At 67.6% G+C, this 26,540-nt stretch carries 24 protein-coding genes; 15 read left to right on the top strand and 9 right to left on the bottom strand.

The window, feature by feature from the left end; genetic code table 11:
* Positions 1 to 34: 34 nt before the first annotated feature.
* Positions 35 to 985: an IS481 family transposase gene (locus OCT48_RS04765; protein ID WP_263591577.1), complete on the top strand. Its 951-nt coding sequence runs from the start codon at positions 35 to 37 to the stop codon at positions 983 to 985.
* Here the strand turns inward: OCT48_RS04765 and OCT48_RS04770 are convergent.
* Positions 982 to 1,461 carry a hypothetical protein gene (locus tag OCT48_RS04770; RefSeq protein ID WP_263591580.1) on the bottom strand — a complete coding sequence of 160 codons (480 nt, stop codon included), beginning with the start codon at positions 1,459 to 1,461 and terminating at the stop codon, positions 982 to 984. The two genes, OCT48_RS04765 and OCT48_RS04770, sit on opposite strands and share 4 nt — an antisense overlap.
* Complete coding sequence (locus tag OCT48_RS04775; protein WP_263591581.1) at positions 1,454 to 2,350, bottom strand: TatD family hydrolase; 897 nt, start codon at positions 2,348 to 2,350, stop codon at positions 1,454 to 1,456. Before OCT48_RS04775 ends, OCT48_RS04770 begins: the two co-directional genes overlap by 8 nt.
* A gap of 115 nt (positions 2,351 to 2,465) precedes the next feature.
* Here OCT48_RS04775 and OCT48_RS04780 point away from each other — a divergent pair, with 115 nt between their 5' ends.
* Entirely contained in the window at positions 2,466 to 4,409 is a 1,944-nt protein-coding gene (locus OCT48_RS04780; protein WP_263591582.1) for an ATP-binding cassette domain-containing protein, read from the top strand.
* Positions 4,410 to 4,456: 47 nt separating this feature from the next.
* Here the strand turns inward: OCT48_RS04780 and OCT48_RS04785 are convergent, their stop codons facing one another.
* Positions 4,457 to 4,909 (bottom strand): universal stress protein, encoded by a 453-nt coding sequence (locus OCT48_RS04785; protein ID WP_183385303.1) that lies wholly within the window; start codon positions 4,907 to 4,909, stop codon positions 4,457 to 4,459.
* Positions 4,910 to 5,016: 107 nt separating this feature from the next.
* Here OCT48_RS04785 and OCT48_RS04790 point away from each other — a divergent pair, with 107 nt between their 5' ends.
* Positions 5,017 to 5,547 carry a preprotein translocase subunit YajC gene (locus tag OCT48_RS04790; protein ID WP_263591583.1) on the top strand — a complete coding sequence of 177 codons (531 nt, stop codon included), beginning with the start codon at positions 5,017 to 5,019 and terminating at the stop codon, positions 5,545 to 5,547.
* A gap of 24 nt (positions 5,548 to 5,571) precedes the next feature.
* Here the strand turns inward: OCT48_RS04790 and slyA are convergent, their stop codons facing one another.
* Both slyA and OCT48_RS04800 read right to left on the bottom strand, forming a co-directional pair.
* Positions 5,572 to 6,012, bottom strand: a complete 441-nt coding sequence (gene slyA / locus OCT48_RS04795) for a transcriptional regulator SlyA (protein ID WP_263591584.1) — start codon at positions 6,010 to 6,012, stop codon at positions 5,572 to 5,574.
* A 69-nt stretch (positions 6,013 to 6,081) separates the two neighbouring features.
* Complete coding sequence (locus OCT48_RS04800; protein ID WP_263591585.1) at positions 6,082 to 7,317, bottom strand: DUF2914 domain-containing protein; 1,236 nt, start codon at positions 7,315 to 7,317, stop codon at positions 6,082 to 6,084.
* 150 nt (positions 7,318 to 7,467) lie between these two features.
* Here OCT48_RS04800 and fadB point away from each other — a divergent pair, with 150 nt between their 5' ends.
* A complete protein-coding gene (fadB, locus tag OCT48_RS04805) occupies positions 7,468 to 9,630 on the top strand; it encodes a fatty acid oxidation complex subunit alpha FadB (RefSeq protein ID WP_263591586.1) in 2,163 nt (720 codons plus the stop codon).
* Between the two features lie 28 nt (positions 9,631 to 9,658).
* Entirely contained in the window at positions 9,659 to 10,837 is a 1,179-nt protein-coding gene (gene fadA / locus OCT48_RS04810) for an acetyl-CoA C-acyltransferase FadA (protein ID WP_263591587.1), read from the top strand.
* A gap of 82 nt (positions 10,838 to 10,919) precedes the next feature.
* Here fadA and OCT48_RS04815 read toward each other — a convergent pair whose 3' ends face one another.
* Together OCT48_RS04815 and OCT48_RS04820 are read right to left on the bottom strand one after the other, a co-directional pair.
* Positions 10,920 to 12,014, bottom strand: coding sequence for a TAXI family TRAP transporter solute-binding subunit (locus OCT48_RS04815; RefSeq protein WP_263591588.1), 1,095 nt, complete (start codon positions 12,012 to 12,014; stop codon positions 10,920 to 10,922).
* A gap of 63 nt (positions 12,015 to 12,077) precedes the next feature.
* Complete coding sequence (locus OCT48_RS04820) at positions 12,078 to 12,539, bottom strand: flavodoxin family protein (protein WP_263591589.1); 462 nt, start codon at positions 12,537 to 12,539, stop codon at positions 12,078 to 12,080.
* Between the two features lie 123 nt (positions 12,540 to 12,662).
* Between OCT48_RS04820 and OCT48_RS04825 the strand changes: the two genes are divergently transcribed.
* From OCT48_RS04825 to OCT48_RS04860, 8 genes are all read left to right on the top strand, one after another.
* Positions 12,663 to 13,139 carry a YbhB/YbcL family Raf kinase inhibitor-like protein gene (locus OCT48_RS04825; RefSeq protein ID WP_263591590.1) on the top strand — a complete coding sequence of 159 codons (477 nt, stop codon included), beginning with the start codon at positions 12,663 to 12,665 and terminating at the stop codon, positions 13,137 to 13,139.
* 378 nt (positions 13,140 to 13,517) lie between these two features.
* On the top strand, positions 13,518 to 15,101 hold the full coding sequence (locus OCT48_RS04830) for a thymidine phosphorylase family protein (RefSeq protein ID WP_263591591.1): 1,584 nt from the start codon (positions 13,518 to 13,520) through the stop codon (positions 15,099 to 15,101).
* Positions 15,101 to 16,006 carry a ribose-phosphate diphosphokinase gene (locus OCT48_RS04835; RefSeq protein WP_263591592.1) on the top strand — a complete coding sequence of 302 codons (906 nt, stop codon included), beginning with the start codon at positions 15,101 to 15,103 and terminating at the stop codon, positions 16,004 to 16,006. The genes OCT48_RS04830 and OCT48_RS04835 overlap by 1 nt, the downstream gene beginning before the upstream one ends.
* A gap of 694 nt (positions 16,007 to 16,700) precedes the next feature.
* Positions 16,701 to 17,246 carry a GNAT family N-acetyltransferase gene (locus tag OCT48_RS04840; protein WP_263591593.1) on the top strand — a complete coding sequence of 182 codons (546 nt, stop codon included), beginning with the start codon at positions 16,701 to 16,703 and terminating at the stop codon, positions 17,244 to 17,246.
* A gap of 800 nt (positions 17,247 to 18,046) precedes the next feature.
* Positions 18,047 to 18,400, top strand: coding sequence for a dihydrofolate reductase family protein (locus OCT48_RS04845; RefSeq protein WP_263591594.1), 354 nt, complete (start codon positions 18,047 to 18,049; stop codon positions 18,398 to 18,400).
* 352 nt (positions 18,401 to 18,752) lie between these two features.
* Complete coding sequence (locus tag OCT48_RS04850; RefSeq protein WP_263591595.1) at positions 18,753 to 19,139, top strand: tautomerase family protein; 387 nt, start codon at positions 18,753 to 18,755, stop codon at positions 19,137 to 19,139.
* 181 nt (positions 19,140 to 19,320) lie between these two features.
* A complete protein-coding gene (locus tag OCT48_RS04855) occupies positions 19,321 to 19,644 on the top strand; it encodes a hypothetical protein (RefSeq protein ID WP_263591596.1) in 324 nt (107 codons plus the stop codon).
* A gap of 145 nt (positions 19,645 to 19,789) precedes the next feature.
* A complete protein-coding gene (locus OCT48_RS04860) occupies positions 19,790 to 20,074 on the top strand; it encodes a YrhK family protein (protein WP_263591597.1) in 285 nt (94 codons plus the stop codon).
* Positions 20,075 to 20,119: 45 nt separating this feature from the next.
* On the opposite strand, the gene OCT48_RS04865 is transcribed toward OCT48_RS04860, so the two are convergent.
* The gene (locus tag OCT48_RS04865; RefSeq protein ID WP_263591598.1) at positions 20,120 to 21,088 is read right to left on the bottom strand and encodes a zinc metalloprotease HtpX; all 969 of its coding nucleotides are present in this window, start codon (positions 21,086 to 21,088) and stop codon (positions 20,120 to 20,122) included.
* Between the two features lie 166 nt (positions 21,089 to 21,254).
* Between OCT48_RS04865 and OCT48_RS04870 the strand changes: the two genes are divergently transcribed.
* Positions 21,255 to 22,280, top strand: a complete 1,026-nt coding sequence (locus OCT48_RS04870; RefSeq protein ID WP_263591599.1) for a hypothetical protein — start codon at positions 21,255 to 21,257, stop codon at positions 22,278 to 22,280.
* 2 nt (positions 22,281 to 22,282) lie between these two features.
* On the opposite strand, the gene OCT48_RS04875 is transcribed toward OCT48_RS04870, so the two are convergent.
* Complete coding sequence (locus OCT48_RS04875) at positions 22,283 to 24,316, bottom strand: CocE/NonD family hydrolase (protein WP_263591600.1); 2,034 nt, start codon at positions 24,314 to 24,316, stop codon at positions 22,283 to 22,285.
* Between the two features lie 116 nt (positions 24,317 to 24,432).
* Between OCT48_RS04875 and OCT48_RS04880 the strand changes: the two genes are divergently transcribed.
* On the top strand, positions 24,433 to 26,445 hold the full coding sequence (locus OCT48_RS04880; protein WP_263591601.1) for a CocE/NonD family hydrolase: 2,013 nt from the start codon (positions 24,433 to 24,435) through the stop codon (positions 26,443 to 26,445).
* Positions 26,446 to 26,540: the final 95 nt, after the last annotated feature.

Genomic DNA, 26,540 nt, shown 5'->3' on the forward strand with positions numbered 1-26,540 from the left:
AGGTGCGACCCAAACCAACCTCCAGGAGGCCCGGATGAACACCCATAAGAATGCCCGTCTTACCCTGCATGGTCGAGCCCTGCTGGTCCGCCGAGTCGTTGACGAAGGGCTTCGGCCAGTGGAGGTCGCCAAGGCGCAAGGTGTCAGTGTGAGGACGGTCTACAAGTGGGTGCGCCGCTACCGGCAAGAGGGTGAGGCCGGGCTGCAGGACCGCTCTTCTCGTCCCCGTCGCTGCCCTCATGCGGTCCCTGCCGAGGTTCGCGAGCAGGTCCTCGAGCGTCGCCAGCAGCGCCAGACCTACCGCCAGATCGCCGAGCGGTTAGGGATCGGACACAGCACGGTCGCACGGCTCCTCGAACGCGAGGGGCTGAATCGTCTCTCGGCCTTGGCACCTGCCCGTCCCGTGAATCGTTACGAGCATGACGCGCCGGGAGATCTACTGCACCTGGACATCAAGAAACTCGGCCGCTTCGAACGCCCAGGGCATCGTGTCACCGGCGATCGCCAGCAGAACACGCGGGGCGCCGGCTGGGAGTATGTTCACATCGCCATCGACGATCACTCGCGGGTCGCTTTCGGCACCCGCTATCCCGATGAAACCGGTTGGAGTGCGTGCTATGCCCTATTGGAGGCCGTGCGTTACTACAGGAACCTGGGCATTCGCTTCTCGCGCGTGCTGACCGACAATGGTGGATGCTACAAATCCAAGCCGTTCCGCCGCCTGTGCCGGCGTCTGGGACTGAAGCGCAAACGCACTCGACCCTATACGCCCCGCACCAATGGCAAGGCAGAGCGGTTCATTCAGACCGCGCTGCGGGAATGGGCCTACGCCCGGTCATACATCAGCTCGGAGGAGCGAGGCAGGCATCTGCCTGCCTGGCTTCATCAGTACAACTGGCATCGGCCACATGCCAGTCTGGATTATCGGCCTCCGGTTAGCCGGCTGAGGCTTTCCGTGAACAACCTGGTGGGTTTACACAGCTAGTCGGGATCCTGCAGCCGCTGGTGCAGGGTCAGCATCACCTGGATCTCCTCCTCGGGGCGCAGCGGCTCGAGGCCGAGTTCACCGAACAGTTCCCCCCGGGCCCGGGCCCAGTCACCCGGGGGGAGATCGCCGTAGAGGCTCTCGGCGGGGGCGAGCTCGACGAAGGGATCCAGCCCGTAGGTCTCGAACAGCCGGGAGAGCGCCGCCTCGTCGTCGCCGACCCCGGCGGTATAGAGGGTGGCGTTGAAGTGGTCGGTCTCCAGCTCGCGGATCACGTCCAGCGGGCTCACGCCCAGGCTGGTCAGCTCCTCCAGGCTGTAGGCGCCCAGCGAGATCAGCTCGTCATCGAGCCAGTCCTCGTCCGGCTGGATCAGGGTGTGCTTGACGCGGCCGTCGGGCAGCGTCCAGGCGATGGAAAGCGGCAGGTCGCCGTCGTCGCCGGTCTCGACCGCAATGAAGGCGGGCAGCTCATCCATGTCGGGGCCCCTCCTCGAGGGCGTGATGTGCATCGTGGTTCGTGTCGAGCCCGAAGAAGGCGAGGGCGGTGGCGGTGGTGGCCTGGGCCAGCTCGGCCTCCGTCAGTCCGCGCCAGTGGGCGATCTCGCGCACGATCCAGGGCAGCAGGGCCGGCTCGTGGCGCCTGCCCTTGAGTTTGGCAGGTAAATTGCGCGGCAACAGGTAGGGGCAGTCGGTTTCCACCATCATCCGCTCCAGGGGAATCTCGCCGACCAGCGCGCGCAGGTGGTGGCCGCGACGCTCGTCGCACAGCCAGCCGGTCAGGCCGATATGCAGGTCGAGGTCCCGGTAGCCGTAGAGGGTCTCGCGGTCGGCGGTGAAGCAGTGGATCACCGCCCGGGAGATGTCGTCGCGCCAGGCATGCAGCATCTCGCGCATGCGGCGGCCGGCATCGCGCTCGTGCAGGAACAGCGGCAGGCCGCTCTCCGCGGCCAGGCCGAGCTGGGCCTCGAAGGCGCGTTCCTGCTCGGCGGGGGCCGAGAAGTTGCGATTGAAGTCCAGGCCGCATTCGCCCACCGCGACCACCTCCGGTTCGCGGTGCAGCTCGCACATGGCGGCCGCGAGGCTCGGCGACCACTGGCTGGCATCGTGGGGATGCACGCCGGCGGTGGCGTACAGGCCCGGATGGCGGCGCGCCAGCTTCACGGCCTGCTCGGCATGCTCGCGGTCGGTGCCGGTGAGGATCAGGGTCGTCACGCCGGCGGCCCGGGCGCGGGTGATCGTCGCCTCGAGGTCGCGGGCGAAGCTGTCGTGGGTCAGGTTGGCGCCGATGTCGACCAGCGGGGCCGGTGAACGGAACCTCAGCGCCTCGGGCAGCACATCATCGAAGGGGGGCGTTGCGTCGGCCACGGCGAAACACTCCTGTGGAAGCGGGCGCGCATTGTACCCGGGAGAGGCGGGGTGGGGCCACGCCGGCCCGGCCATGCGTTACACTGGCGACCTTGATGAATGAAGAGGTGAACGCGTGACCCTGCTACGTCTGGAACAGCTGCAACTGGCCTACGGTCCCCAGGTGCTCCTCGACGGCGCCGATCTGGTGCTGGAGAAGGGCGAGCGCCTGGCGCTGGTGGGCCGCAACGGGACCGGCAAGTCGACCCTGCTGAAGATCGTGGCGGGGGAGGTCCAGGCCGATGGCGGAAGCATCTGGCGTGCGCCGGGGCTGAAGATCGGCGTGCTCGCCCAGGACCTGCCCGATGCTTCCGGCCAGACGATCTTCGACGTGGTGGCCCAGGGCCTCCCCGAGGCCGGTGAGCTGCTGTCCGAGTATCATCATCTGATCCACGAGGATGATCCGGACATGGCACGCATGGCCAGGCTGCAGACCCGCATCGAGGCCATCGACGGCTGGTCCTTCCACCAGCGCATCGACGTCGTCCTGACTCGGTTGGGCCTGCCCGAGGATGCCGAGATGGCCGACCTCTCCGGTGGCTGGCGACGTCGAGTGGCGCTGGCCCGGGCGCTGGTCGCCGAGCCCGACCTGCTGCTGCTCGACGAGCCCACCAACCACCTGGATCTGGACACCATCGCCTGGCTGGAGGAGCAGCTCGCCGACTTCAATGGCGCCGTGCTGTTCATCACCCACGACCGTGCCTTCCTCTCGAAGCTGGCGACGGCGATCCTCGAGCTCGACCGCGGGCGCCTCGGCCGCTATCCGGGCGACTATGCCCGCTACCAGGAGCAGAAGACCCACGAGCTGGAGGTCGAGGCTCGGGAGAATGCCGAGTTCGACAAGAAGCTCGCCCGCGAGGAGGCGTGGATCCGCCAGGGCATCAAGGCCCGGCGCACCCGCAACGAAGGCCGGGTGAGGGCCCTGCAGCAGTTGCGCCAGGAGCGCAGCGAGCGCCGCGAGCGCCAGGGCAAGGCCTCGCTGTCCGTGGATAGCGGCGCACGCAGCGGCAAGCGGGTGGTGGAGCTCGATCACGTCACCCACCGCTTCGACGACGAGGTGGTGATCGACGACCTCAGCCTGGAGATCCAGCGCGGCGATCGCATCGGCTTCATCGGCCGCAACGGCGCCGGCAAGACCACCCTGCTCAAGATCCTGCTGGGGGAGCTTCAGCCCACCGAGGGCAAGGTGCTGCTGGGGACCAAGCTGGAGGTGGCCTACTTCGACCAGCTGCGCGCCGGCCTGGAGCCCGAGAAGACCGTGTACGACAACGTCGCCCAGGGCAGTGACCGCATCAGCGTGGGGGGGCGTGACCGTCACGTGATGAGCTACCTGCAGGACTTCCTCTTTGCCCCGGACCGGGTTCGCCAGCCGGTCAAGGCGCTCTCGGGCGGCGAGTCCAACCGCCTGCTGCTGGCCAAGCTGTTCACCCAGCCGGCCAATGTGCTGGTGCTCGACGAGCCCACCAACGACCTGGACGTCGAGACCCTGGAATTGCTCGAGGAGCTGCTGCTCGACTTCGACGGCACCCTGCTGCTGGTCTCCCACGACCGGGCCTTCATGGACAACGTGGTGACCAGCGTGCTGGCCTTCGAGGGCGAGGGTCGGGTCCGCGAGTACGTGGGCGGCTACAGTGACTGGGTGCGCCAGGGCGGCAAGCTGCCGCCGGCCCCCTGGGAGGGCGCGGCCCGCCAGGGGGCCGAGCCCAGCGCCGAGGCGGCGCCGGCCACGGCCGAGCCCACCAGGCCGGCGACCGAGTCGACCCCGTCGCCGGCGGCGGCCAAGCGGGTCAAGCTCTCCTACAAGCTACAGCGCGAGCTCGATACCCTGCCGGCGGCGATCGAGCGCCTCGAGGGCGAGGTGGCCGACTTCGAGCACCGGGTGGGCGACCCGGCCTTCTATCAGCAGGACAGCGAGACCGTCACCGCGACCCTCCAGGCCCTGAACGACAAGCAGGCCGAGCTGGAAACCGCCATGGAGCGGTGGATGGAGCTGGAGGCGATGGCGGCCGGCGAGGCCTGACATGAAAAAGGCGCCCCCGGGGCGCCTTGTGCGGGAGAGGCGAGGGCCTATTCCTCGGCCTCGCCTTCCTTGCCGACACGCACCGCCAGGACATCGCACTTGGCGCCGTGCAGCACTCCGGTGGAGGTGGAGCCCAGCAGCAGGGCGAAGCCGTGACGGCCGTGGGAGCCGACCACGATCAGGTCGACGTCCTGCTCCTCGGCGAAGCGATGGATCTCGGTATCGGGCATGCCCACGACCACGTGCTGGTTCTCCTTGGCCACGTGGGGATCGGCGATCTCCGCGAGACGCTGCTTGGCGTGCTCGTCGAGCTGATCCTGGATGCTGGTCAGGTCCATGGGGATATCGCCGCCGTAGGCGAAGCCGAGGGGTTCGAGGGTATGCATGATGGAGAGCCTGGCCTGGTTGCGGTCGGCGATCTGCATCGCGCGCTCCAGAACCTTGTGGGAGTCCTTGGTCAGGTCGACCGCGACCAGGACGTGACGATACTCGTTGCTCATGGCATTGCCTCCGGCAGGGGTCCATCGGGTGGTGGAATGCCTTCCACTCTAGGACGCTTGGCGAGCCACGACAACGACTTGCATCAAACTTCGAACAGGAAACGGTTATGGTCTGGTTGATCATCCTGGGGGTCGTGGGGCTGGTGTTCGCCCCGGCCATGTGGCTGCGCCCGAGTCCGCGTCAACAGCGGCTGATCCGCCTGCGCGAGGCCGCCAGGCGCGCCGGGATCACCGTGCGCCTCGAGAACTCGCCGCTGCACGACGGCGGCGAGCTGCTGCCCGCCTATCGCTGGCCCTATCCGGCCCAGCAGCCGGGGCCCGATTTCGTGCTGGTGCGGGATGCCGTCGCCAGCCAGGCGCTGAAGCCCTACCAGGCCGGCTGGCGCTGGCGGCTGGAACCCCTGCGGCCCCTGCCGAGCGCCGCGCAGCAACGGCTGGCGGCGCTCCTGGCGCGGCTGCCGGAGGATGCGCTGGTGGTGGAGTCGGGCGCGGCGACGCTGACCCTGTGGTGGGAGGAGTCGCTGGACATCGAGGCCCTGGAGGCGCTGGCGACGGGCTTCGCCGAGCTGCGCGACAGCCTGGCCGGGCGGCCGGACCGCCCCGAGGCCCACCGCCGCCTGCGCTCGCCCAAGGCCTGATCCTGACGGGCGAGCCGGTGGGGCTCAGGGCTCTTCGCGGGCCTGGATCGCCATGCCGTTGGCCTCGATCCGTGACAGCAGCTCGCTGAGCTGCCCGACCTCCTCGTCGGCGAGGCCGGCGAGCATCTCCCGGCGCGCCTGGCTGACCACGGCATCGATGCGCTCGAGCAACGGCATGGCCGCCTGGGTCAGGAAGATGCGCTTGGTGCGCCGATCCTGGTCGCAGGGGCGCCGCTCGATGAGCCCCTGCTCGGCGAGCTGGTCGAGGGTACGCACCAGGGAGGGGGCCTCCACACCGATGGCCCGGGCGAGGTCGCACTGGGGCTGGTCGTCGCCCAGTCGCCACAGGTGGTAGAGGGTGACCCAGCGGGTCTGGGTCAGCCCTTCCGGGGCCAGGCGCCGATCGATGATGGCGCGCCACAGGCGTGGCACGCGGGCAAGCTGGAAGCCGATGTTCTGATGCATGGGACTCTGCATTGCGGGAAAGCCTGGCTGGATTGTCCGGAGCGTTAGCGTGTAATGCAAGCGACACCCTCAGGGCGTGCCGCCGCCGTCCTCGCGCGGCGTGGCCGGCGGCGGGGTATCCTTCCCGCGGTCGGGTGCCGGCGACTCGGCGGGGCGGGCGATCAGCCGGCGCAGGTCGAGACCGGGAAGCCCCGGCGGGGCCTGGATCCGTCCGTCGGCCAGGGTCGCCCGCTCCGCCGTCTCGCTGACCCGGAAGCGCAGCACGCCGATGCGCTGGCCGCCGGCGGTCATCACGTCGACCCGCCAGTTCCCCAGCACCGCCTCGGGGAAGTTCTGCTTGTGGGTCCAGGCCCGGTATCCCGCCTCGCGACCGCCCTTGATCACCAGGGGAATGCGGTCGACCAGCTTGCCCTCGTGGCGCCATTCGTGGACGACTTCCTCACGCAGCCCCCGCGGCGCATGAATGGCCGTATAGGCATAGAGCCCATGGTCGACCAGCGTCTCGGGGGTCAGGCGCATGCCGCCCTCCGGGGCCCTGGCCTGCTCATCGAAGCTCGGTGACAGGGCGCGGCCGGACAGCCACAGGCTGGCGGGCGGCACCCACAGGCGACCGGCCCAGCCGGCGCCGGCGAGCAGCGGCAGCAGGGCCAGCATGGCCAGCCAGCGTCCCCGGGTCATGGGGCGCAGCAGGTGCATCAGGCTCGGCAGGCTGAAGATGACCATGGCCGCCAGGGCCAGCAGCAGGCTCTGGGTGGTGGTCAGGTGGAGCAGGGTCGGCAGCGTCACCAGCACCACCAGGAAGACGCACTGGGCATGGAAGGCGAAGTACAGCCAGCGGTGGCGATCGGCCAGGCGGTAGTAGAGCGGGTCGAGGATCGACAGGATCGCCAGGCCCACCATCAGCAGCGTGAACACCGCCTGGCCGCTGGTCCACACCGTGGTCGCCAGCAGGAAGGGCAGGGTAAAGAACAGCGTCTCCTGGTGGATCATCTGGGCGATGAAGGTGGTCACACCGCGAGGGAGGGTCGGATAGCCCCGCCGCGACAGCAGACGACCGATCAGGCTCTCCGAGAGCAGCAGCACCCAGGCCAGCAGCATGGCCAGCGCCAGCATGGCGCCGAGCCACTGCTGGCGCTCCACCAGGAAGAAGCTGCCGACCCCCGCGGCGAAGGCCGCCGGCGGCCACAGCCAGCTCCAGGGTCGGGCGCGTGCGGCCAGCCGCTCCAGGCGCTGCTGCCAGATATCGAGACGCGCTCTCTGAGGGGGCAGTGCGGCGGGGTCGGAAACGCGGTGATCGGTAGGCATCCCCGCATCCTACCAGCTCGCCTCCGAAGTCGGGAGTCGCCGCGCCGCGACGGCCGAGCGATCGCCGACGCGGGGCTTGACGCCGTCGCCGGACTGGACCAAGCTGTCGAAATCAAACGGCCGTATGAATTCTTGCACGGAGATTCGTGGATGATCTATCAAGGCAACGCCATCACGGTGGCTCGTGGTGACGACGACATCGCCACCCTGACCTTCGACCTCGAGGGTGAATCGGTCAACAAGCTCTCCACCGCGGTGGTCCAGCAACTCGACCAGGCGGTGAAGGCCCTGGGCGCCGAGGCCGGCCTCCAGGGGCTGATCCTGGCCAGCGCCAAGGAGGCCTTCATCGTCGGGGCCGACATCACCGAGTTCCACGGCATGTTCGAGAAGGGCGAGGGCGAGATCCAGGCCATGCTCGAGCGGGTGCATGGCATCTTCAATGCCCTGGAGGACCTGCCGTTCCCCTCCGTCAGTGCCATCAACGGCCTGGCCCTGGGCGGTGGCTGCGAGGTCACGCTGACCACCGATTTCCGGGTCATGGCCGAGACCGCCAGGATCGGCCTGCCCGAGACCAAGCTCGGCATCCTCCCCGGCTGGGGCGGCTGCGTGCGCCTGCCGCGGCTGATCGGTGCCGACAACGCCATCGAGTGGATCGCCGGTGGCACCGAGAACGAGGCCGACGCCTGCCTCAAGGTCGGGGCGGTGGACGCGGTGGTGCCCGGCGAGGCCCTCGAGGCGGCCGCCCGCGACATCCTGGCTCGGGCCAACGCCGGCGAGCTGGACCACCGGGCCCGCCGGGTCGAGAAGACCGGGCCGCTCAAGCTCGACGCCATCGAGCAGATGATGGCCTTCGAGACCGCCAAGGGCTATGTGGCCGGCAAGGCCGGGCCGCACTACCCGGCCCCGGTGGAGGCCATCAAGGTCATCCAGAAGGGCGCCGGGGAGGAGCGCGCCCGCGCCCAGGCCATCGAGGCCAAGGCCTTCGGCAAGCTGGCGCTCACCGATGTCTGCTACAACCTGGTCGGCCTGTTCCTCAACGACCAGGTGGTCAAGAAGAAGGGCGCCGCCTACGCGAAGCAGGCTAGCGCCATCGACCAGGCCGCGGTGTTGGGCGCCGGCATCATGGGCGGCGGCATCGCCTACCAGAGCGCCTCCAAGGGCACGCCCATCCTGATGAAGGACATCAAGGAGGAGGCCATCGCGCTCGGGCTCAAGGAGTCCCGCAAGCTGTTCGGCAAGCAGGTGGAGCGCGGCAAGCTCTCCGTCGAGCAGATGGCCGAGAGGCTCAGCAACATCCGTCCGACCCTGTCCTACGGCGACTTCACGCACGTCGACCTGGTGGTCGAGGCCGTGGTCGAGAACCCCAAGGTCAAGGGGGCGGTCCTCGCCGAGGTGGAAGAGTGCGTCGGCGAGGACACCGTCCTCACCTCCAACACCTCGACCATCTCGATCACCCGGCTGGCCGAGAACCTGACGCGCCCCGAGAACTTCTGTGGCATGCACTTCTTCAACCCGGTGCACCGCATGCCGCTCGTCGAGGTCATCCGCGGCGAGAAGACCGGCGATGCCGCGGTGGCGGCGACCGTGGCCTACGCCCGCCAGATGGGCAAGACGCCCATCGTGGTCAACGACTGCCCGGGTTTTCTGGTCAACCGCGTGCTCTTCCCCTACTTCGGCGGCTTCAGCCAACTGGTGGCGCAGGGCGCCGACTTCCGGCGGGTCGACAAGGTGATGGAGAAGTTCGGCTGGCCCATGGGCCCGGCCTACCTGCTCGACGTGGTGGGCATGGACACCGCGGTGCACGCCGGCGAGGTGATGGCCGAGGGCTACCCGGACCGCATGGGCGGCATGGCCAGCGACGGCGGCAAGAGCGCGATCCGGCGGATGGTCGACCACGACCGCCTGGGCCAGAAGAACGCCAGGGGCTTCTATGCCTACGAGGAAGACAAGAAGGGCAAGCCGAAGAAGGTCGTCGACGAGGACGCCATCGCCCTGGTCGAGGGGCTGGCCGAGGGTGAGCGTGAATTCAGCGACGAGGCGATCATCGCGCGCATGATGGTCCCGCTGTGCCTGGAGACCGTGCGCTGCCTCGAGGACGGCATCGTGGGGAGTGCGGCGGAAGCCGATATGGCGCTGATCTACGGCATCGGCTTCCCGCCGTTCCGCGGCGGCGCCCTGCGCTATATCGACGCCATGGGCGTGGACGCCTTCGTCGCCCAGGCCGAGTCACTGGCCGAGGAGTTGGGGCCGCTCTATGCGCCCACCGACAAGCTGCGCGAGATGGCCCGCCAGGGCGAGCGCTTCTACGCCTGATTCACCGCGTTACAGGAGAGAGAGTTCGATGAGTTTGAATCCGAGAGACATCGTGGTGGTCGACGGCGTGCGTACCGCCATGGCCAAGGCCAAGCACGGCGCCTTCCGCCACGTGCGTGCCGAGAACCTGTCCGCCGCGGTGATGCAGGCGCTGTTCGACCGCAATCCGGGCCTCGACCCCAGGGAGGTCGACGACGTCATCTGGGGCTGCGTCAACCAGACCCTCGAGCAGGCCATGAACATCGCCCGTAACGCGGCGATCCTGACCGGCATCCCGCGCACCGTGCCGGCCCAGACGGTCAATCGCCTGTGCGGCTCCTCGATGAGCGCGCTGCATATCGCCGCGGCCAATATCCGCGCCGGCATGGGGGAGTTCTACGTGATCGGTGGCGTCGAGCACATGGAGCACGTGCCCATGACCCACGGCGTCGACGTCAACCCGGCGGCCAGCAAGCACGTCGCCAAGGCGGCCATGATGATGGGCCTGACCGCCGAGCTGCTGGGCAAGATGCACGGCGTCTCCCGGGAAGACCAGGACGCCTTCGGCGTGCGCTCCCACCGGCGCGCCCAGGCGGCCCTGGACAACGGCGGCTTCGACAACGAGATCATCGGCGTCGAGGGCCATGACGCCCGCGGCTTCCGGGTCCGCGTGGATCGCGACGAGGTGATCCGCGCGGATGCCAGCCTGGAGAGCATGGCCGCGCTCAAGCCGGCATTCGACCCGCGGGGCGGCACCGTGACCGCCGGCACCTCCTCGGCGCTGTCGGTGGGCGCCAGCGGCATGGTGGTGATGAGCGCCGAGCGTGCCCAGGCCCTGGGCCTCGCGCCCATCGCCCGGGTGTTGTCCACCGGGGTGGCGGGCTGCGATGCCTCGATCATGGGCTACGGGCCGGTACCGGCCAGCAAGAAGGCGCTGAAGATGGCGGGGCTGACCATCGACGATATCCAGACCGTCGAGCTCAACGAGGCCTTCGCTGCCCAGTCGCTGCCGGTGCTCAAGGACCTCGGCCTGCGCGATCGCATGGACGAGGCGGTCAACCTGCATGGCGGGGCCATCGCCCTGGGCCACCCGCTGGGCTGCTCCGGGGCGCGCATCTGCACCACCCTGCTCAACGTGATGCGCGAGCAGGACACCACCCTGGGCCTGGCGACCATGTGCATCGGCATGGGGCAGGGCGTGGCCACGGTGTTCGAGCGCCTGAAATAGGCGAGCCTCGCGGCCGCAGACCGACCGCCGCGCAGCACGACAACGGCACCCCACGGGGTGCCGTTGTCGTTGGCGGCCTCAGCTAGTCGAGGTCGGCGGAGGGCTCATTCGGCTCTTGGGGCGCGTCGGGCGGCTCATCCGGCTCGTCGGGCTCCCCGGTCTCCGCCGCGTCGTCCACCGGGGCGTCCGCGAGCCAGCCCTGTTCCCGGTAGTAGCGCTTGGCCCCTTCGTGGAGCGGTGCCGAGAGGCCCTCAGTGATCATGCGTTCCGGGGTCAGGTCGGAATAGGCGGGATGCCGGGACTTGAAGGCCTCGAGGTCGTCGAAGACCGCGGCGACGAGGGCATAGACGGCGTCCGGGTCGGTGTCGGCCGAGGCCACCAGGGTGGCGCGTACCCCGAAGGTGTCGACCGCCGGCTGGTCGTCGCCGTAGAGACCGGCGGGGATGGTGGCCCGGGCCAGGAAGGGGGTCTCGGCCAGCAGGCGGTCGACCGCCGGCCCGGTCACGTCGACCAGGCGCGCATCGCACAGCCGCACGGCCTGCTCGATGGAGGGGTTGGGGTGGCCCACGGTGTAGACCATGGCGTCGATGTTGCCGTGGCAGAGTTCCAGCGACTGCTGGTCGGCGGGCAGCTCATAGGCGGGCCGGAAGGCGTCGAGGGTCCAGCCCCAGGCCTCGAGCAGCGTCATCATGGTGCCCCGCTGGCCGGAGCCGGGATTGCCCACGTTCACCGCGTGGCCGGCGAGGTCCGCGAAACCGTCGATGCCGCTGTCGCGGCGCACCACCAGGGTGAAGGGTTCGCCGTGCAGCGACATCACGGCCCGCAGCGTGGGGTCCGGTCCCACGTCCGCGAAGCCCTGGGTGCCGGTGACGGCGTAGTGCTGGAGGTCCGACTGGGCCAGGGCGACGGTCACCTCGCCGGCGCGCACCGCCTCGAGGTTGGCGGCGGAGCCATCGCTGGTGCGCGCCTCGCAGGGGGCCTCGAGCAGTCGGCACAGGGTGCGCCCCGTGGCGTGGTAGACGCCGGCGGGGCTCGCGGTAGCGATGACGGTGGTCGCGGCGTCGTCCTGGGCGAGCGCGGGGGGGCTGGCCAGGGCGGCCAGTAGCAGCAGGGCAGGGCGCAGCCTGGGGCGTGAAGGGGGCATGGCGCGCGGCGACGCCGTCCGGTGGAATTGCATGGCGCACCTCCTGTGTGGTCGACGGCCCTCCGCTCGTCGATAGCCTCAGCATAGCCGCGACCCCTACAGGATGCCGCCGTCGAGTCCCGCGGCGAGATAGAGCCCCAGTTCCTCCACCCGGTCGACGAAGTCGTCCCGCCACTCGCCACGCAGGGTCAGCGGTTCCTGCACCCACTTCCAGCGCAGGCCGGTGACGATGCCCTCCACGGCGCGGCGGGTGCCGGTGCCGTCGTGCCCGGCGCGGATGTAGAGCGCGCAGGGCAGGCCCTGGGACTCCTCCAGCACCGGGTAGTAGCTGCGGTCGAAGAAGTCCTTGAGAGCGCCGCTCATGTAGCCCAGGTTTTCAGTGGTGCCGAGCAGGATGGCATCGCAGGCCAGCACGTCTTCGGGCCCGGCCTCCAGCGGCGCCTTGACCACCACCTCGACGTCCTCGATGTCCGGGTGGCCGGCCCCGCGTCGGGCGGCCTCGCGCAGTCGCCGCGTATTGGCAGAGGGCGCATGGGCCACGATCAGCAGTCGCTTCATCCTCTTCCTCCGCTTGAAGACTCGGCTCGTCGCCATCATGCCATGGCATGGCGTCGTTGACAGGCGTCGACCGGTTGCCGACGCTGAAATCGCCAACCCGTTCCTTCAGGGAGGACCCAACCCATGGCCTTCGCCTTCTCGAAAATGCAGGTGGAAAGCCCCGCTTTCCGGGACAGGGGCGAGATCCCCATCAAGTACACCGGCGAAGGGGACGATCTCTCGCCGCCGCTGAGCTGGTCGAACCCGCCGGAGGAGACCAGGAGCTTCGCGGTGATCTGCCATGACCCCGATGCGCCCCTCGTGCAGCACGGCAGCTATGGCTTCGTGCACTGGGTGCTCTATAACCTGCCGACCGCCAATGCCTCGCTGAAGGAGGCCACCTCGGCGGGCACCCGCGGGCGCAACGACTTCAACCGCAACGGCTACGGGGGCCCCATGCCGCCCGAGGGTCATGGTCTGCACCACTACTACTTCTGGGTGCTGGCATTGGACAAGGCCACGGCACTGCCCGAGGGGATCTCGATGATCGAACTGCTCAAGCAGGTCGAGCCCCACTTGATCGGCATGAATCGCTTGATCGGCACCTACCGCCGCGACTGAGTGGATGCCCTGACCCCGCGCCGCTGGAGCGGGGGCAGGTCGCGCGCACCTCACCCGGCGCCGGGGCGGCCACGTCCTCGTTGTGGGTGACGCTGCGCTCGAGCTCCTCGCAGAAGGCGTCCAGCGCCTCGCTGGTGTGCCCCGGGCGGCGATGCAGCTCGATCTCCATCTGCCCCAGGGGCGGTAGCCCCTCTGCCTCGCCGACGATCCGACAGCCCGCCCGTCCCGCCCTGCGGGGCGGGCGCCTCGCGGGGCGGCCTCCCGCCCCCTCGCTTGTTCCCCGTCAAATGACGCTCCCCCGGGGCGCTGCTAGGATGAAGCCATCCGTCATCCGGGTGACACGCCCGTGTTACCGGGGCGCCTCGCAGGGACGGCACCATGATCCGAACCCCCGCCGACGAGGCCGCGTCCACCGAGGACCGCCTGTCGCCGCTCAAGCTGAAACGCGTCGGCATCGATACCTACCGGGAGAACGTGGCCTACATGCACCGGGAGTGCGACCGCTACCGGGCCGAGGGCTTCCAGGCGCTCGCCAAGGTGGAGGTGCGCGCCAACGGCCAGCGTATCCTCGCCACCCTCAACGTGGTGGACGACGCCGCGATCGTCGCCTGTGGGGAGCTGGGGCTCTCCGAGGATGCCTTCGCCACCCTGGGGGTGGCCGAGGGCCATCCGGTCAGCATCCTGCAGGCCGAGCCGCCGCCCTCGATTCCCGCCCTGCACCGCAAGATCGCCGGCGAGCGCCTGACCCGTGACGACTTCCGCCGGATCATCCAGGACATCGCCGAGCGGCGCTACTCGAAGATCGAGCTGACCGCCTTCGTGGTGGCCTGCGACCGCAACGAGCTCGACCGCGAGGAGGTGTTCTATCTCAGCGACGCCATGAGCCGGGTGGGGCGCCGGCTCGACTGGCACGAGCACCCGGTGGTCGACAAGCACTGCATCGGCGGCATCCCTGGCAACCGCACCTCCATGCTGGTGGTGCCGATCGTCGCCGCCCACGGCCTGCTGTGCCCCAAGACCTCTTCCCGGGCCATCACCTCGCCCTCGGGGACCGCCGACACCATGGAGGTGCTGGCCAGGGTCGACCTGCCCTTCGAGGAGTTGGGTAAGTTGGTGCGTACTCACCGGGGCTGCCTGGCCTGGGGCGGTACCAGCCAGCTCTCGCCCGCCGACGATGTGCTGATCTCGGTGGAGCGCCCGCTCTCGGTGGATTCCCCGGGGCAGATGGTGGCCTCGATCCTCTCCAAGAAGGTCGCCGCCGGCTCCAGCCATCTGCTGCTCGACATCCCCATCGGCCCCCACGCGAAGGTGCGCTCCATGCCCGAGGCCCGCCGGCTGCGCAAGCTCTTCGAGTTCGTGGCCGGCCGCATGGGCCTGACCCTCGACGTGGTGATCACCGACGGCAGCCAGCCGGTGGGGCGGGGCATCGGCCCGGTGCTCGAGGCCAGGGACGTGATGCGAGTGCTCACCAACCACCCGGATGCGCCCATGGACCTGCGCCAGAAGGCCCTGCGCCTGGCCGGGCGGATGCTGGAGTTCGATCCCGACGTGCGTGGCGGCGACGGCTTCGGGCTGGCCCGGGACATCCTCGATGCCGGTCGCGCCCTGGAGAAGATGCAGGCCATCATCACGGCCCAGGGTGCCAGGCCCTTCGATCCCGAGCATCCGCCATTGGCGCCGCACCGCGTGGAAGTGACCGCTCGCTCCAGCGGGGTGGTGACCGCCATCGACAACCTGCAGCTGGCGCGCATCGCCCGGCTCGCCGGGGCGCCCCGGGCCATCGGCGCCGGCGTCGACGTGCTGGCGCGGATCGGCGATGCGGTGGAAACCGGCCAGCCGCTGTACCGGGTCTACGCCGCCTATCCCAACGAACTGACCTTCTCCCGTCAGGCCAGCGAGCGCGACGACGGCTACGCCATCGGCCAGCCTGACCAGATCACCCGACTCAATGTGGAATGCTGATGACTCCCGTGCTGCTGCATTGCGACGACGAGGCGGCCGCCGCCAATGGCCTGGCCGAGTCCGCCGGGCTCCAGGCTAAGGCAGTGGCACGTCACCGCTTTCCCGACGACGAGCTGCGCCTGACGCTGCCCTTCCCCGACGCCCATGCCTTTCCCGAGACCCTGGTGGTCTACCGCAGCCTCGACCGCCCCAACGACAAGCTCATCGAGCTGCTGCTGATCGCCCGCCATGCCCGCGAGCAGGGCGTGCGCCACCTGGTGCTGGTGTCGCCCTATCTCGCCTACATGCGCCAGGACATCGCCTTCCATCCCGGCGAGGTGGTCAGCCAGCCGCTGATCGGCCACTTCCTCGCCGAGATGTTCGATGCCGTGATCACCATCGACCCGCACCTGCACCGCATCGACCGCCTCGACCAGGCGATTCCCCTCAGGCATGCCATCGCGCTCTCCGGCGCCCCGCGGCTCGCCGAGCTGATCGCCGAGAAGCGTGATAATCCGCTGCTGGTCGGCCCCGACGCCGAGTCGCGCCAATGGGTGCAGAGCGCGGCCGCGGTGACCGGCTTCGCCTTCGGCGTGTGCCACAAGACCCGCAACGGCGACCACGACGTGGCGATCACGCTGCCCGAGCTGGAGGTGGCAGGCCGGCAAGTGGTACTGATGGACGACGTGGCGAGCTCCGGCCATACCGTCGCCCGCGCTGCCGAGGCCCTGCTCGCCGCCGGGGCGGCCACGGTGGACGTGGCGCTGACCCATGCGCTCTTCGCCGGCAATGCCATGGACGTGATCGAGGCCGCCGGGGTGGGGGAGGTGTGGAGCACCGACTGCATCGCCCACGCGAGCAACGCCATCCCCATGGCCCCGGTGCTGGCCAAGGCCCTTGATCGGGTATTGACCGAATTATCCTGAAGGACGTTCCAGGTGAGTGAAACGGTGAGGAAACCGGGTGGCCATGTGGTGTTCCAAAGCGGCCCGTGCGGGAAAGGCTGCTGACACCATGATCCCTGTCATGCCGCCAAGCTATACTTAAAGTTCATGTGAAGTTTGATCACTGCTTTTCCTGAAGCAGACAAAAGAGAAAACTCATATGAAGCTCGACATTCAGTTGTTTTCGCTGGCTTGCGGCATGATGTTGGGTTAAGGCTGTTCTGCCTTACTTGGTGGACCATCACACTTGATGGGGCGACAGGGGAACCCTCCCTCATCGACAGGCTCTACCGTGGTTGTGCGATCTTACCTATCGGAAGGGTAATAGGCTTGATATGGGCAGCTTTCGATGGCTTGATAGGAGGTGCCATGTTTTCTTGGCTCTACCATAAAATGACTGGTTCTGTAGATTTCAAGAAGTAACAAGAATCAAGCGCATAACAGGTTTCCGGAAAACGATGCGCTGAATCAGCGCGCCTCGGCTCAAGCCTGGGGTGTCGAGTTGCCAACAATGAAGCCTTCCTGCTCTCCGATTGCACCGGTAAAATGCAGTCACATGGCGATTGTCGAAGCCGCTCCCACCAATCCCACCCCCTCATCTATACTCTCTATATCACTCACGATCTGATCGCCGGATGTATACCGCTTGTCGCGGTGGGCGGCGAGGAGTCCCTGCATGGCCAAACCCAAGCAGCACGACAGTGACTTTCTGCTACGCAAGGCCGATGACGCTGATATTCCTACCCTGGTCGAGTTTCTTTCCAAGCTGGCCCAGCATGTGGCGGGGTCGCAGACGCAGCGATTGAAAACCAAGGAACGTCAACGGTTGGTGGAGGCACTTGCCAGTGCACTGGCGGATACGGACAAGCTGATTATCGTGGCAGAGGTGCCGGGTTACGGCCTCGTGGGCATGGGGGATGTGGCCGTATGGCGAAACGAGGGCATTTGGGAGCAGGCGAGCGCAGAGGTCGAAAAATCCGGGTTTATCGATGATGTATGGGTGGAACCGGAATACAGGAAACGTGGTATTTTTACTGCCATCCTCTGGGAGTTGGTGGCCTTTGCCGAGCACCAGGGCGCGCAGGAGCTGGTTCTGGAATATTCGCTCGCCAATCAAGAGGCCAAAGCGACCTGGAAAACATTGGGCTTTAAACCCACTGGCGTGCGCGCAGCGGCATTTACCGGAAATGTCAAAAAGATATTGACCGATCGATCCTCCTGAGGGCCTCACTAACGACCCGTTGGCATACACGACTCATTTCAGCTCCATGCGAAACCGAAATCGTACGGCCATTTTTCTGGCGAAGCCTGTCTGATTCGATTTAAGGCGGGACGCCCGGCAAATGCAGTCGGCACGACCATCGATGTTATGCTGTCGAATCATACTCGATTGTAATGAATGTCAGCGGGTTGGACTGTGATCGGTATGCGGTAAGCCCGAATGGACGCGCAGGCGCGTTCATCCAATCATAGGATGGGTAAGCTAATAACGGGCGACAAATCCAAGGTTAAACTGGATGCTGTCCACCGCGTACTTGCTGCAATATTTTGGGGAGACCATCGTCCCAAGGAAATTGTAGAGCGCATGGTGGCTGGAGCCGTTTGTTTCAGTCTTTGCCGTGGAGCCAAGCGAATGGGTGTTGGGCGTGCAGTCACCGACAGTGCTACGTTTACTCGGATAGTCGACACTGTGATTGAGCTAGAGTATCGAGATGCAGGCCTAGGGACGTGGATGATGGAGTTCTTGGTTGCGCATCCAGACATCGAGGTACTCCAAGGGTGTTGCAAATACGGGATGCTCAGGGTTGTATGAGAAGTGTGACTGCTCTGGAAACAGTGCTCTCATGAGCACCAAACTCACTGAGTTATCACAAGGCGCAGCAGTACGCGGCCGGTGACCGCCGGACACCCTTTCCATCGCGGCTTCGCCTCCATTCCAAGGGTGTCGCTGTGCTCAGCGTTATGCACATTGGGGACCTTCTCCCAGGGGCACTACCAGGAAAAACCAATGAGGATGAGCTCATGCGGAAAGTGATTGTCGGCGCCATGGTTTCACTGGACGGCGTCATGCAGGCGCCAGGCGGACCCCAGGAAGATCCGACCGGCGGATTCAGCTACGGCGGCTGGCTTGCGAGCGACATCGTCGACGAGATCAATATGTTCACATTCCCGATCGTTCTCGGGGAAGGCAAGAAATTGTTTGACGATGGCGCGAAGACAGCGGCGTTCAGACTGAACGCCAGTCGAGTGTCGCCTAACGGAATTGTGATCGCGCAGTATGTGCGCGCCGGCGCGGTGAAAACCGGCGACTATGCCATGGATCCTCCCACGCAGGCGGAAGTTGCACGGCGTGATAAAATGCAGCGGGAGGGTTAGTAGTCTGCGTCGAAACGCTGGCTGCCTTCGCTGTGGATTGAACTCATCACCACGGCGGCGCATAATCAAGGCACTGCAGACGGGCAGCCAAACCGCTACGCGGATTGCCTGTCGCTGAGTCCTGAGTTCAACCAATAAGTGCAGTATCTGCAGTGTTCAGGGCTCCTGAGTATCCCGACAGGAACACCTGGGGCGGTGTCCGATAGCCGAGCCGTTTCCTCGGTCGAGCATACGGCTTCTCGACGACCGATCGTACCTCGTGATCGGGGAAAGCCCCCGATTTCCGGGAAGAATAACCCAATTATGAAGCGTGCAGTTTGCTCGCAGTAACACACACATTGCAGGAGGCATCGTGATTGTCATTTATGGCATCAAGGAACACCTGAATCCGGTCAAGGCACAGCTCTCTGACGTCATCCACGGTTGCATGCAATCAGTGCTGGGGATGCCGGAAGACAAGAAGGCTCATCGCTTTGTTCCCTTGGAGGCCGAGGATTTCTACTATCCTGGCGGCAGAAGTTCCGCCTACACGGTCATCGAAATCAATATGATGCAGGGGCGCTCTGCGGATACCCAAAAGGCCCTGATTAAAGAGTTGTTCAAAGAAATTGAATCGGACGTTGGCATTGCATCGGTAGATGTGGAAGTGACTATCAAGGAACAGCCAGCCCACTGCTGGGGCTTTCGCGGCATGACCGGAGACGAGGTGCGTGATCTCAAGTACTCGGTCGAGGTGTGACGGGACGGTCAACCGGTCGTCGACAGGGTGCTGTCTTGAGTTTCCTCCACTGCGCTCCGGCGTCAGTTACCACAGGCGCTATATCAGTTTACGCTGTAAGTCCGTTCGCGGCCGATGGCTACTGGATATGGCTTATGGCACACTCCCCCTTGATTCCAACGATCCCATCAGCAGGAGCGATATGAGCGAAGAACTCGCTGATTTTGAAGAGCAGATGTCCCGGGAGATCAATGCCTTCCTGGATGCCGACCCGCCCGGCGCCAGGCCCACCCAGGCCAGGAGAGCCCCATCCCGGCCGCAGGACCCCGGCCAGTCGGCCAAGGCGATGAAGACGGGCCATGTCGTCAAGCTCGCCGTACGCACCAAGCAACTGGAGATGGACACCGTCTTCGAGCATCACTCCTCCAGCATCTCCCGGCTCGAGGCCCAGATGGAGGCCGAGAAGGCGGCTCGCCAGGCCGGGTATCCCATCATCGGCTACGTGGTCGACATCCAGCGGCTCTGACCCTCCCGGAGCGCGCCTGGGTGACCCGGGCGATGAAGTGGTAGCCATGACCCTGCCCACCGCTGGACCCCGACCATCGGGACGGCGACGCCGCGTGCCGATGAGCGTGATGTCCCGGAGACCACCACTGCCAAGGGAGGAGAGCATGAGGCTATTCGACAGGGACCGCCGCGAGGAGAACCCCCACACTCGGCGGCTCTATGCTGCCTGGGAACTGGTCTACACCCTCGTCGACTTCGGCGCGGCCGCGGCCTTCCTCGTCGGCTCGGTGCTGTTCCTCTACGAGAGCCTGCAGACCAGTGCGACCTGGTGCTTCATCGTCGGCTCGGCCCTGTTCGCCTTCAAGCCCACCATCCGTATCTGTCGCGACATCAAGCTGGCCTCGATGGGCGATGTGCAAGAACTCGAGAAGGAGGAGCGGGGAAGCTGAGCGCCTCCCCGCAGCCCCGGTGTGGCTTGACCAGGCCGGCGCGGCTCAGCGGTGCCGACGCAGGAACCAGTGATGGCCGCCCAGCGCGCCGGGCCGCTGGTGGATCCTCGGTCGCCGGCCGTGGTGGCGTTGCAGCCCGGGATGCGGGGCGAGCCCGTGGCGCTCGCCGTCGATGTCGAACAGTCGCTGGATGCGCTCCTCGGTGGGCGGGTGGGTGCGCAGCCAGTCGAGCCCGGCGGGCTGCTGTCGGCCGAAGATCGTCGATAGCCAGCGGCTGTGGTAGCGCTCCAGCTCGGCCAGCGCCGAGGCCAGGCCCTCGGGGTCGCCGGTGAGGGCCACCGCCTCCAGGTCGGCCTTGTACTCGCGGTTGCGGGAGAGCGCCAGCGACAGCAGGGTGCTCAGGGTGGGCGCCACGGCCACCAGCAGCAGGGGCAGCCAGGGAAAGGCCAGTTCGCCGGCGGCCACCAGCGGCAGGCTCGCGAGCAGGGCCACCTGCACTACCAGGGTCAGCCACAGGGTGAGCCGGGTCATGGCCGCCGCCATGGACATCACCCGGGTGTCGCCGTGGCGCAGGTGGCTCGTCTCGTGGGCCAGCACGCCGGCCAGCTCGCGCATCGACAGCGAGTGCAGCAGCCCCTCGGTGACGGCGATGCCGCCATCCCGCCAGGTGCCGACGGCGAAGGCATTGAGATCGGGCGAGGGCACGTAGAAGAGCTGGGGGGCGATGGGCAGGTCGGCGCGGGCGTAGAGGTGAGCGAGCACCTCGTAGAGCTCGGGGGCCTGGTGGCGGCGTAGCATGCCGGCCCCGGCATTGGTCAGGATCACCCGCACGGGCATCCAGCTGCTCAGCAGGCTGGAGAACACCACCGCGGTCAGCGAGATCAGCACGCCCCCGGGGCCGGCGAGCAGGTAGCCGGGCACGGAGAGCGACAGCGCCAGGCCGCCCATGATCAGCAGGGTCTGCACGGCGTTGGTCAGCCGGTTGCGCCATAGTCGGTCGCGTCGCAGTGTCATGGTGTGCCTCGTCGTGGCTCGCTTTCTCACCCTAGCTCCCAGGGACGTTGACCGAATAGTCACGGAAACGCTCCCTGCCCCCCAACACCAGGCGAGCTATACTTCACGTCGGCTATCGCATGATCTGTCGGACGGTGACTGGCCGATGCGCCGCGATGGAGGAGCCATGGGAGACCTGACAGTGGCCGTGGTGCTGGGCGATCCCCGGCTGCCGTATGCCTATGCCGTCGGCGGTCGCTTCGGCGACGAGGAACGAGGGGCGGTCGAGCACCTGCACACGGCGCTCTCGCAGCTCGAGGGCTATCACTTCAGCTACCTCGACCACCATGCCACGCTGATCGACGACCTGCGCAGCGTCCCCTACGACCTGGCGCTGAATCTCTGTGATACCGGCTTTCGCAACCACTGGGAGCTGGAGCGAGATATTCCGGCCCTGCTGGAAATCCTGGGCATTCCCTATACCGGGGCCGATCCCATGAGCATCAGCCTGACCACCGACAAGGCCCTGGTCCGGGCCCTGGCGGCGGGGCAGGGCATCCCCGTGCCCAACGAGACCTACGTGGACCTGGCCGCCGCCCCGCTGGTCCTGCCGAGCATCTATCCCTGCCTGATCAAGCCCAACAGCAGTGGCGGCAGCTTCGGTATCACCCGGGATTGCGTGGTGCAGGAGGCCGGGGAGGCGGAGACCTACCTGCGCTGGCTGGCCGCGCAGCCCGGCGTCGCTGATGCCCTCATGCAGGACTTCCTCACCGGCCCGGAGTACACGGTCGGGCTGGTCGGCAACCCCGCGACCGGCTTCACGGTGCTGCCACCCCTGGAGATCGACTACACGGCACTGGACTCGCGGCTGCCGCCGATCCTCACCTACGGCTCCAAGGCGGACCCGGACTCGCCCTATTGGGACAAGCTCCGCTTCCGTCGGGCCCGGATCGATGACGTCAAGCGGAGCCAGCTGGTGGACTACTCGGTGACCCTGTTCCGGCGCTTGGGCCTGCGCGACTACGCGCGCTTCGACTTCCGCGAAGGCGAGGATGGCCAGCCGCGGCTGCTCGACGTCAACACCAATCCCACCTGGTACTGGGACGGCAAGCTGGCGCTGATGGCCGAGTGGGCGGGCTATCCCTACCACGAACTGCTGCGGCTGATCCTCGAGGCCGCGGTCTCGCGCCAGGGCCTCGACGTCGGCGCCTGACGTCACAGCAGGTCACGGCTGATCTCCTCGTCCCAGTCCCGGCGGGCGAGGAGATCGCCCCCCTCGTAGGCCTTCAGCAGGCCGCGAATGCGAAAGCTGTGGGGCGTCGCGGTCAACTGGGTGCGGCACTCCAGGCGGGTGGACCAGGGGCCGCGGCGATGGGTGGTGATCTGCTCGACCGTCGCCTCGGCCGATCCCGGGTCGTAGTCATGGATCCGGTAGGTCTTGGTGATGGTATAGCCGACCGTCAGGTCGATGTCCTCGATCCGGGCCACGGCGGCGTCGCCGAAGTCTCCCCCGGTGGTCGAGATGCGGTAGGTCGACATGCCGGTCGTCAGGTCACGCTCCACCAGCCGGCGGAAGGGGGCCACCGTCAGGGTGGTCATCTCGGGCATGGGGGCGCGTTCCGGCGGCTCGAAGGGCCGCAGCCGGCTATCCTCGTCACGCGGCGGGCGTACCGGGAGCGACAGCCGGCTGGCGCCGGTGTAGAGGGTCAGGTTGACGGGCTCCGGGGCCGGCCAGATCACCGGCCAGTAGCTGGTCGAGATCGCCAGCCGAAGGGTGTGGCCGGGGGCGAAGGCATGGGCGATGTCGTTGAGCTGGAGCGTGACCTGGTAGCGTCGGCCCGGCGTCATGGGGCTCGGGGTCGCGGGACTGTCGCGCTGGGCCAGGTTGAGGATGCCGTAGCTGACCCGGGCGGAGGCCCCATCGGGGGCCACATCGTTGAGGCGCACGATGACGAAGGCGACGGGACGGTCGACCGCCAGGGCCAGCGAGACGCTGGGGGCGCCGAGGACCTCCAGGCGCTCCTCGAGGGGGTCGGCGTCGAACACCAGGGACTTGCCGTCGTCCTCCCGCTGGTCGATCGGCGCCTCGCCCTCCGAGCCGAAGCCGTACCAGTCGCCGGCGGTCAGCCCGGTGGTCTGCGGCGAGGCCAGGCGCATCCGGTCCTCGCCGTCGGGGTGTTCGCCCAGCGACAGCACGTTCAGGTAGAGCGTCTTCTCCCCCAGCCGCGGCGAGGGCCAGGTCTCCTCCGCCACCCAGCGCCCGGGACGCTCGGCATGCATCGGCGCGGGGGGCACGTATTCCTCCATCCACACCCGCAGCATGGGCTCGTCCATGACGCCGGTCTCCAGCCCCTTCAACCAGTGATCCCACCAGCGCAGGGCCTCCTGGAAGAAGCCGATGGCCGGCCCGGGCAGGGCGGCGTGGGGAAAGGCATGGGACCAGGGGCCGATCAGGCCCTTGCGCGGCACCGTCAGCCCGGCCATCAGCCGCGGGATGGCGTTAACGTAGCCGTCGGCCCAGCCGCCCACGGCGAACACCGGGCAGGTCACGGCCGCGAAGTCCTCGCACACCGAACCGTGCTGCCAGTAGGCGTCGCGATGGGGATGACGCATCCACACCAAGGGATAGAAGGGCGCCTGTTCGATGCGCTGCCGCCACTTCGACCGCCAGTCGGCCCCCACGATGTCCGGGTCCGGGGGCGTGGTGGCGCAGGACAGCAGCACCGATCCCCAGCCGAGGTTCTCGTTGAGCAGGCAGCCGCCCTGATAGTGCACGTCGTCCCGGTAGCGGTCGTCGGTGGAGCACATGGTGATGATCGCCTTGAGCGGCGCGGGGCGCAGGGCCGCCACCTGGAGGGCGTTGAAGCCGCCCCAGGAGATGCCCATCATGCCGACGCGGCCGTTGCACCAGGGCTGGGCGACCAGCCAGTCGATGGCCTCGACGGCGTCGTCGAGTTCCTGGGGCAGGTACTCGTCGAGGAGCACGCCATCGGAGTCGCCGCTGCCGCGCAGGTCGAGGCGGATACAGGCGTAGCCATGGCCGGCGAAGTAGCGGTGCAACGGCTCGTCCCGCAGGCGGGTGAAGTCGCGCTTGCGGTAGGGCATGTATTCGAGGATGGCCGGCACGGGGGCCTGCTCCGCGTCGGTGGGCCGCCAGATCCGGGCCGCCAGGCGGGCCCCGTCGCTCATGGGGATCCAGACGTTCTCGATGACCCGGATGTCGCGGGGGAACTGCTCGACGATCTTCATGGCACTCACCTCTCGGGCAAGCACCGCTGGCGGCGGTGTATCCTGAAGCATATACGATGCCGGGCCGCCTTCGAGGCGGGACCCGGCGGCGGGCATCGGGTCGGGAGGACGGCGAGATGGCGGACGATCACGAGGTCGGGGTGACGGTCATCGAGAATACCTGGATTCTGATGTCGGACGGCTGCCGGCTGGCCGCCAAGCTGTGGTTGCCCGAGGGGGCCGAGCAGGCGCCGGTGCCGGCGATCCTCGAATACATTCCCTACCGCAAGCGGGATTTCCGGGCCAGTCGCGACAGTCAGGTCCACGGCTACTTCGCCCGGCACGGCTATGCCGGCGTACGCGTCGACCTGCGCGGCAGCGGCGACTCCGATGGCGTGCTTCTCGACGAGTACCTGCCCCAGGAACTCGACGATGGGGTCGAGGTGATCCGCTGGATCGCCGCTCAACCCTGGTGCAGCGGTGAGGTGGGGATGCTCGGCATCTCCTGGGGCGGCTTCAACGGCCTGCAGATCGCCGCCCTGCAGCCCCCCGAGCTGAAGGCGGTGATCTCGGTGTGCTCCTCCGATGATCGCTATACCGACGACGTGCACTACATGGGCGGCTGCCTGCTGACCGACAACCTGTCCTGGGCCTCGGTGATGCTCTCCTACAATGCCTGTCCCCCGGACCCGGCCATCGTCGGCGATCGCTGGCGCGAGCTGTGGATCCAGCGCCTCGAGGGCAGCGGGCTCTGGCTCAAGAACTGGCTGGACCACCAGCGTCGCGATGCCTTCTGGCGCCACGCCTCGGTCTGCGAGGACTTCTCGGCGATCCGTTGCCCGGTGTTCGCGGTCAGCGGCTGGGCCGACGGCTACTGCAACACCGTGTTCCGGCTGTTGCAGCACCTGGTGGTCCCGCGCAAGGGGCTGGTGGGCCCCTGGGGACACAAGTACCCCCATCTGGGCGGGCCGGGCCCGTCCATCGACTTCCTCGGCGAATGCCTGCGCTGGTGGGATCGCTGGCTGAAGGGGGTCGACAACGGCGTGGACCGGGAACCGCTGCTACGGGCCTGGATGCAGGACAGCGTCTCGCCGATCAGCGACGACCGTCCCGGTCGCTGGGTGGCCGAGACCCGGTGGCCGAGCGATCGCCTGCACCCCCTGGCGTATGGCCTGTCGGCCTCGGGCCTGGTGAGCGAGGGCGCGGGCCGGCCCGATGCCGCGCCGCTGTCGATCCGCAGCCCGCTGAGCGTGGGGCTCTTCGCCGGCAAGTGGTGCAGCTATTCGGAGAGCACCGACCTGCCCACCGACCAGCGCCTGGAGGATGGCGGTTCGCTGTGCTTCGACACCGCCCCGCTGACGGAGGCCGTGGAGATCCTCGGCCAGCCTGTCGTCGAGCTCGAGCTCTCGGCGAATCGGCCCCAGGCGATGGTCGCCGTGCGACTCTCCGATATCGGTCCCGACGGCACCGTCACCCTGGTCAGCTACGGCCTGCTCAACCTCAGCCATCGCCATGGGCACGACCGCCCCGAGCCGCTGACCCCCGGCGAGACCTGCCGCGTCCGCGTGCGCCTCAACCATGTCGCCCAGGCCTTCCCGGCGGGCAACCGTATCCGTGTGGCGGTGTCGTCCTCGTACTGGCCGCTGGCCTGGCCCTCGCCGCTGCCGGCGACCCTCACCCTCCATCCCCCGGGCTGCCGGCTGCTGCTGCCGTCGCGTCCGGCGCGGACGCAGGATGCCTCCCTGCCCGACCTCGGGGCGCCGCGCATGGCGCCGGGGCCGGCCACCACCCTGCTGGTGCCGGCCCATCGCGAGTGGACGGTGCTGTTCAACCTGGCCACCAACGAGGCCACCCTGAGGGTCATCGACAACGACGGTTGCTGGCGCCTCGACGACCTGGGCCTGACGCTCGGCTACGACGTGACCGAGCGATACTCCCAGGCCAACGACGACTACGCCACGGTCAGCGGCGAGGTGGTCAACAGCCGCCACTTCGAGCGGGGCGACTGGCGCGTGGAGACGGTCACCCGTACGCTGTTGTCCACCACGGCCACGCACTTCCACCTCAACGCCACCCTGGATGCCTACGAAGGGGGCGAGCGGGTATTCTCGCGCACGTGGAACGAAGCCATCCCCCGGGACAACATCTGACGCCACGCGGTCACGGGGAACCCACCTGCCCGCCGGCTGTCCATGCAGGCGGTGCACCCATGCGGGGGCCCTGTTCACCACGCGTCCATCCATCA

The sequence above is a fragment of the Halomonas sp. M4R1S46 genome (genome assembly GCF_025725685.1).
Taxonomy (GTDB): Bacteria; Pseudomonadota; Gammaproteobacteria; order Pseudomonadales; family Halomonadaceae; genus Halomonas.

Bases quoted from the DNA above. Each gene is read 5' to 3' on its own strand.
- OCT48_RS04860 (WP_263591597.1), top strand. From the start codon at position 19,790: ATGAGGCTATTCGACAGGGACCGCCGCGAGGAGAACCCCCACACTCGG.
- OCT48_RS04785 (WP_183385303.1), bottom strand. From the start codon at position 4,909: ATGAGCAACGAGTATCGTCACGTCCTGGTCGCGGTCGACCTGACCAAG.
- OCT48_RS04770 (WP_263591580.1), bottom strand. From the start codon at position 1,461: ATGGATGAGCTGCCCGCCTTCATTGCGGTCGAGACCGGCGACGACGGC.
- OCT48_RS04870 (WP_263591599.1), top strand. From the start codon at position 21,255: ATGGGAGACCTGACAGTGGCCGTGGTGCTGGGCGATCCCCGGCTGCCG.
- OCT48_RS04855 (WP_263591596.1), top strand. From the start codon at position 19,321: ATGAGCGAAGAACTCGCTGATTTTGAAGAGCAGATGTCCCGGGAGATC.
- fadA (WP_263591587.1), top strand. From the start codon at position 9,659: ATGAGTTTGAATCCGAGAGACATCGTGGTGGTCGACGGCGTGCGTACC.
- fadB (WP_263591586.1), top strand. From the start codon at position 7,468: ATGATCTATCAAGGCAACGCCATCACGGTGGCTCGTGGTGACGACGAC.
- OCT48_RS04820 (WP_263591589.1), bottom strand. From the start codon at position 12,539: ATGAAGCGACTGCTGATCGTGGCCCATGCGCCCTCTGCCAATACGCGG.
- slyA (WP_263591584.1), bottom strand. From the start codon at position 6,012: ATGCATCAGAACATCGGCTTCCAGCTTGCCCGCGTGCCACGCCTGTGG.
- OCT48_RS04830 (WP_263591591.1), top strand. From the start codon at position 13,518: ATGATCCGAACCCCCGCCGACGAGGCCGCGTCCACCGAGGACCGCCTG.
- OCT48_RS04875 (WP_263591600.1), bottom strand. From the start codon at position 24,316: ATGAAGATCGTCGAGCAGTTCCCCCGCGACATCCGGGTCATCGAGAAC.
- OCT48_RS04865 (WP_263591598.1), bottom strand. From the start codon at position 21,088: ATGACACTGCGACGCGACCGACTATGGCGCAACCGGCTGACCAACGCC.
- OCT48_RS04815 (WP_263591588.1), bottom strand. From the start codon at position 12,014: ATGCAATTCCACCGGACGGCGTCGCCGCGCGCCATGCCCCCTTCACGC.
- OCT48_RS04845 (WP_263591594.1), top strand. From the start codon at position 18,047: ATGCGGAAAGTGATTGTCGGCGCCATGGTTTCACTGGACGGCGTCATG.
- OCT48_RS04825 (WP_263591590.1), top strand. From the start codon at position 12,663: ATGGCCTTCGCCTTCTCGAAAATGCAGGTGGAAAGCCCCGCTTTCCGG.
- OCT48_RS04880 (WP_263591601.1), top strand. From the start codon at position 24,433: ATGGCGGACGATCACGAGGTCGGGGTGACGGTCATCGAGAATACCTGG.
- OCT48_RS04840 (WP_263591593.1), top strand. From the start codon at position 16,701: ATGGCCAAACCCAAGCAGCACGACAGTGACTTTCTGCTACGCAAGGCC.
- OCT48_RS04765 (WP_263591577.1), top strand. From the start codon at position 35: ATGAACACCCATAAGAATGCCCGTCTTACCCTGCATGGTCGAGCCCTG.
- OCT48_RS04835 (WP_263591592.1), top strand. From the start codon at position 15,101: ATGACTCCCGTGCTGCTGCATTGCGACGACGAGGCGGCCGCCGCCAAT.
- OCT48_RS04790 (WP_263591583.1), top strand. From the start codon at position 5,017: ATGGTCTGGTTGATCATCCTGGGGGTCGTGGGGCTGGTGTTCGCCCCG.
- OCT48_RS04800 (WP_263591585.1), bottom strand. From the start codon at position 7,317: ATGCCTACCGATCACCGCGTTTCCGACCCCGCCGCACTGCCCCCTCAG.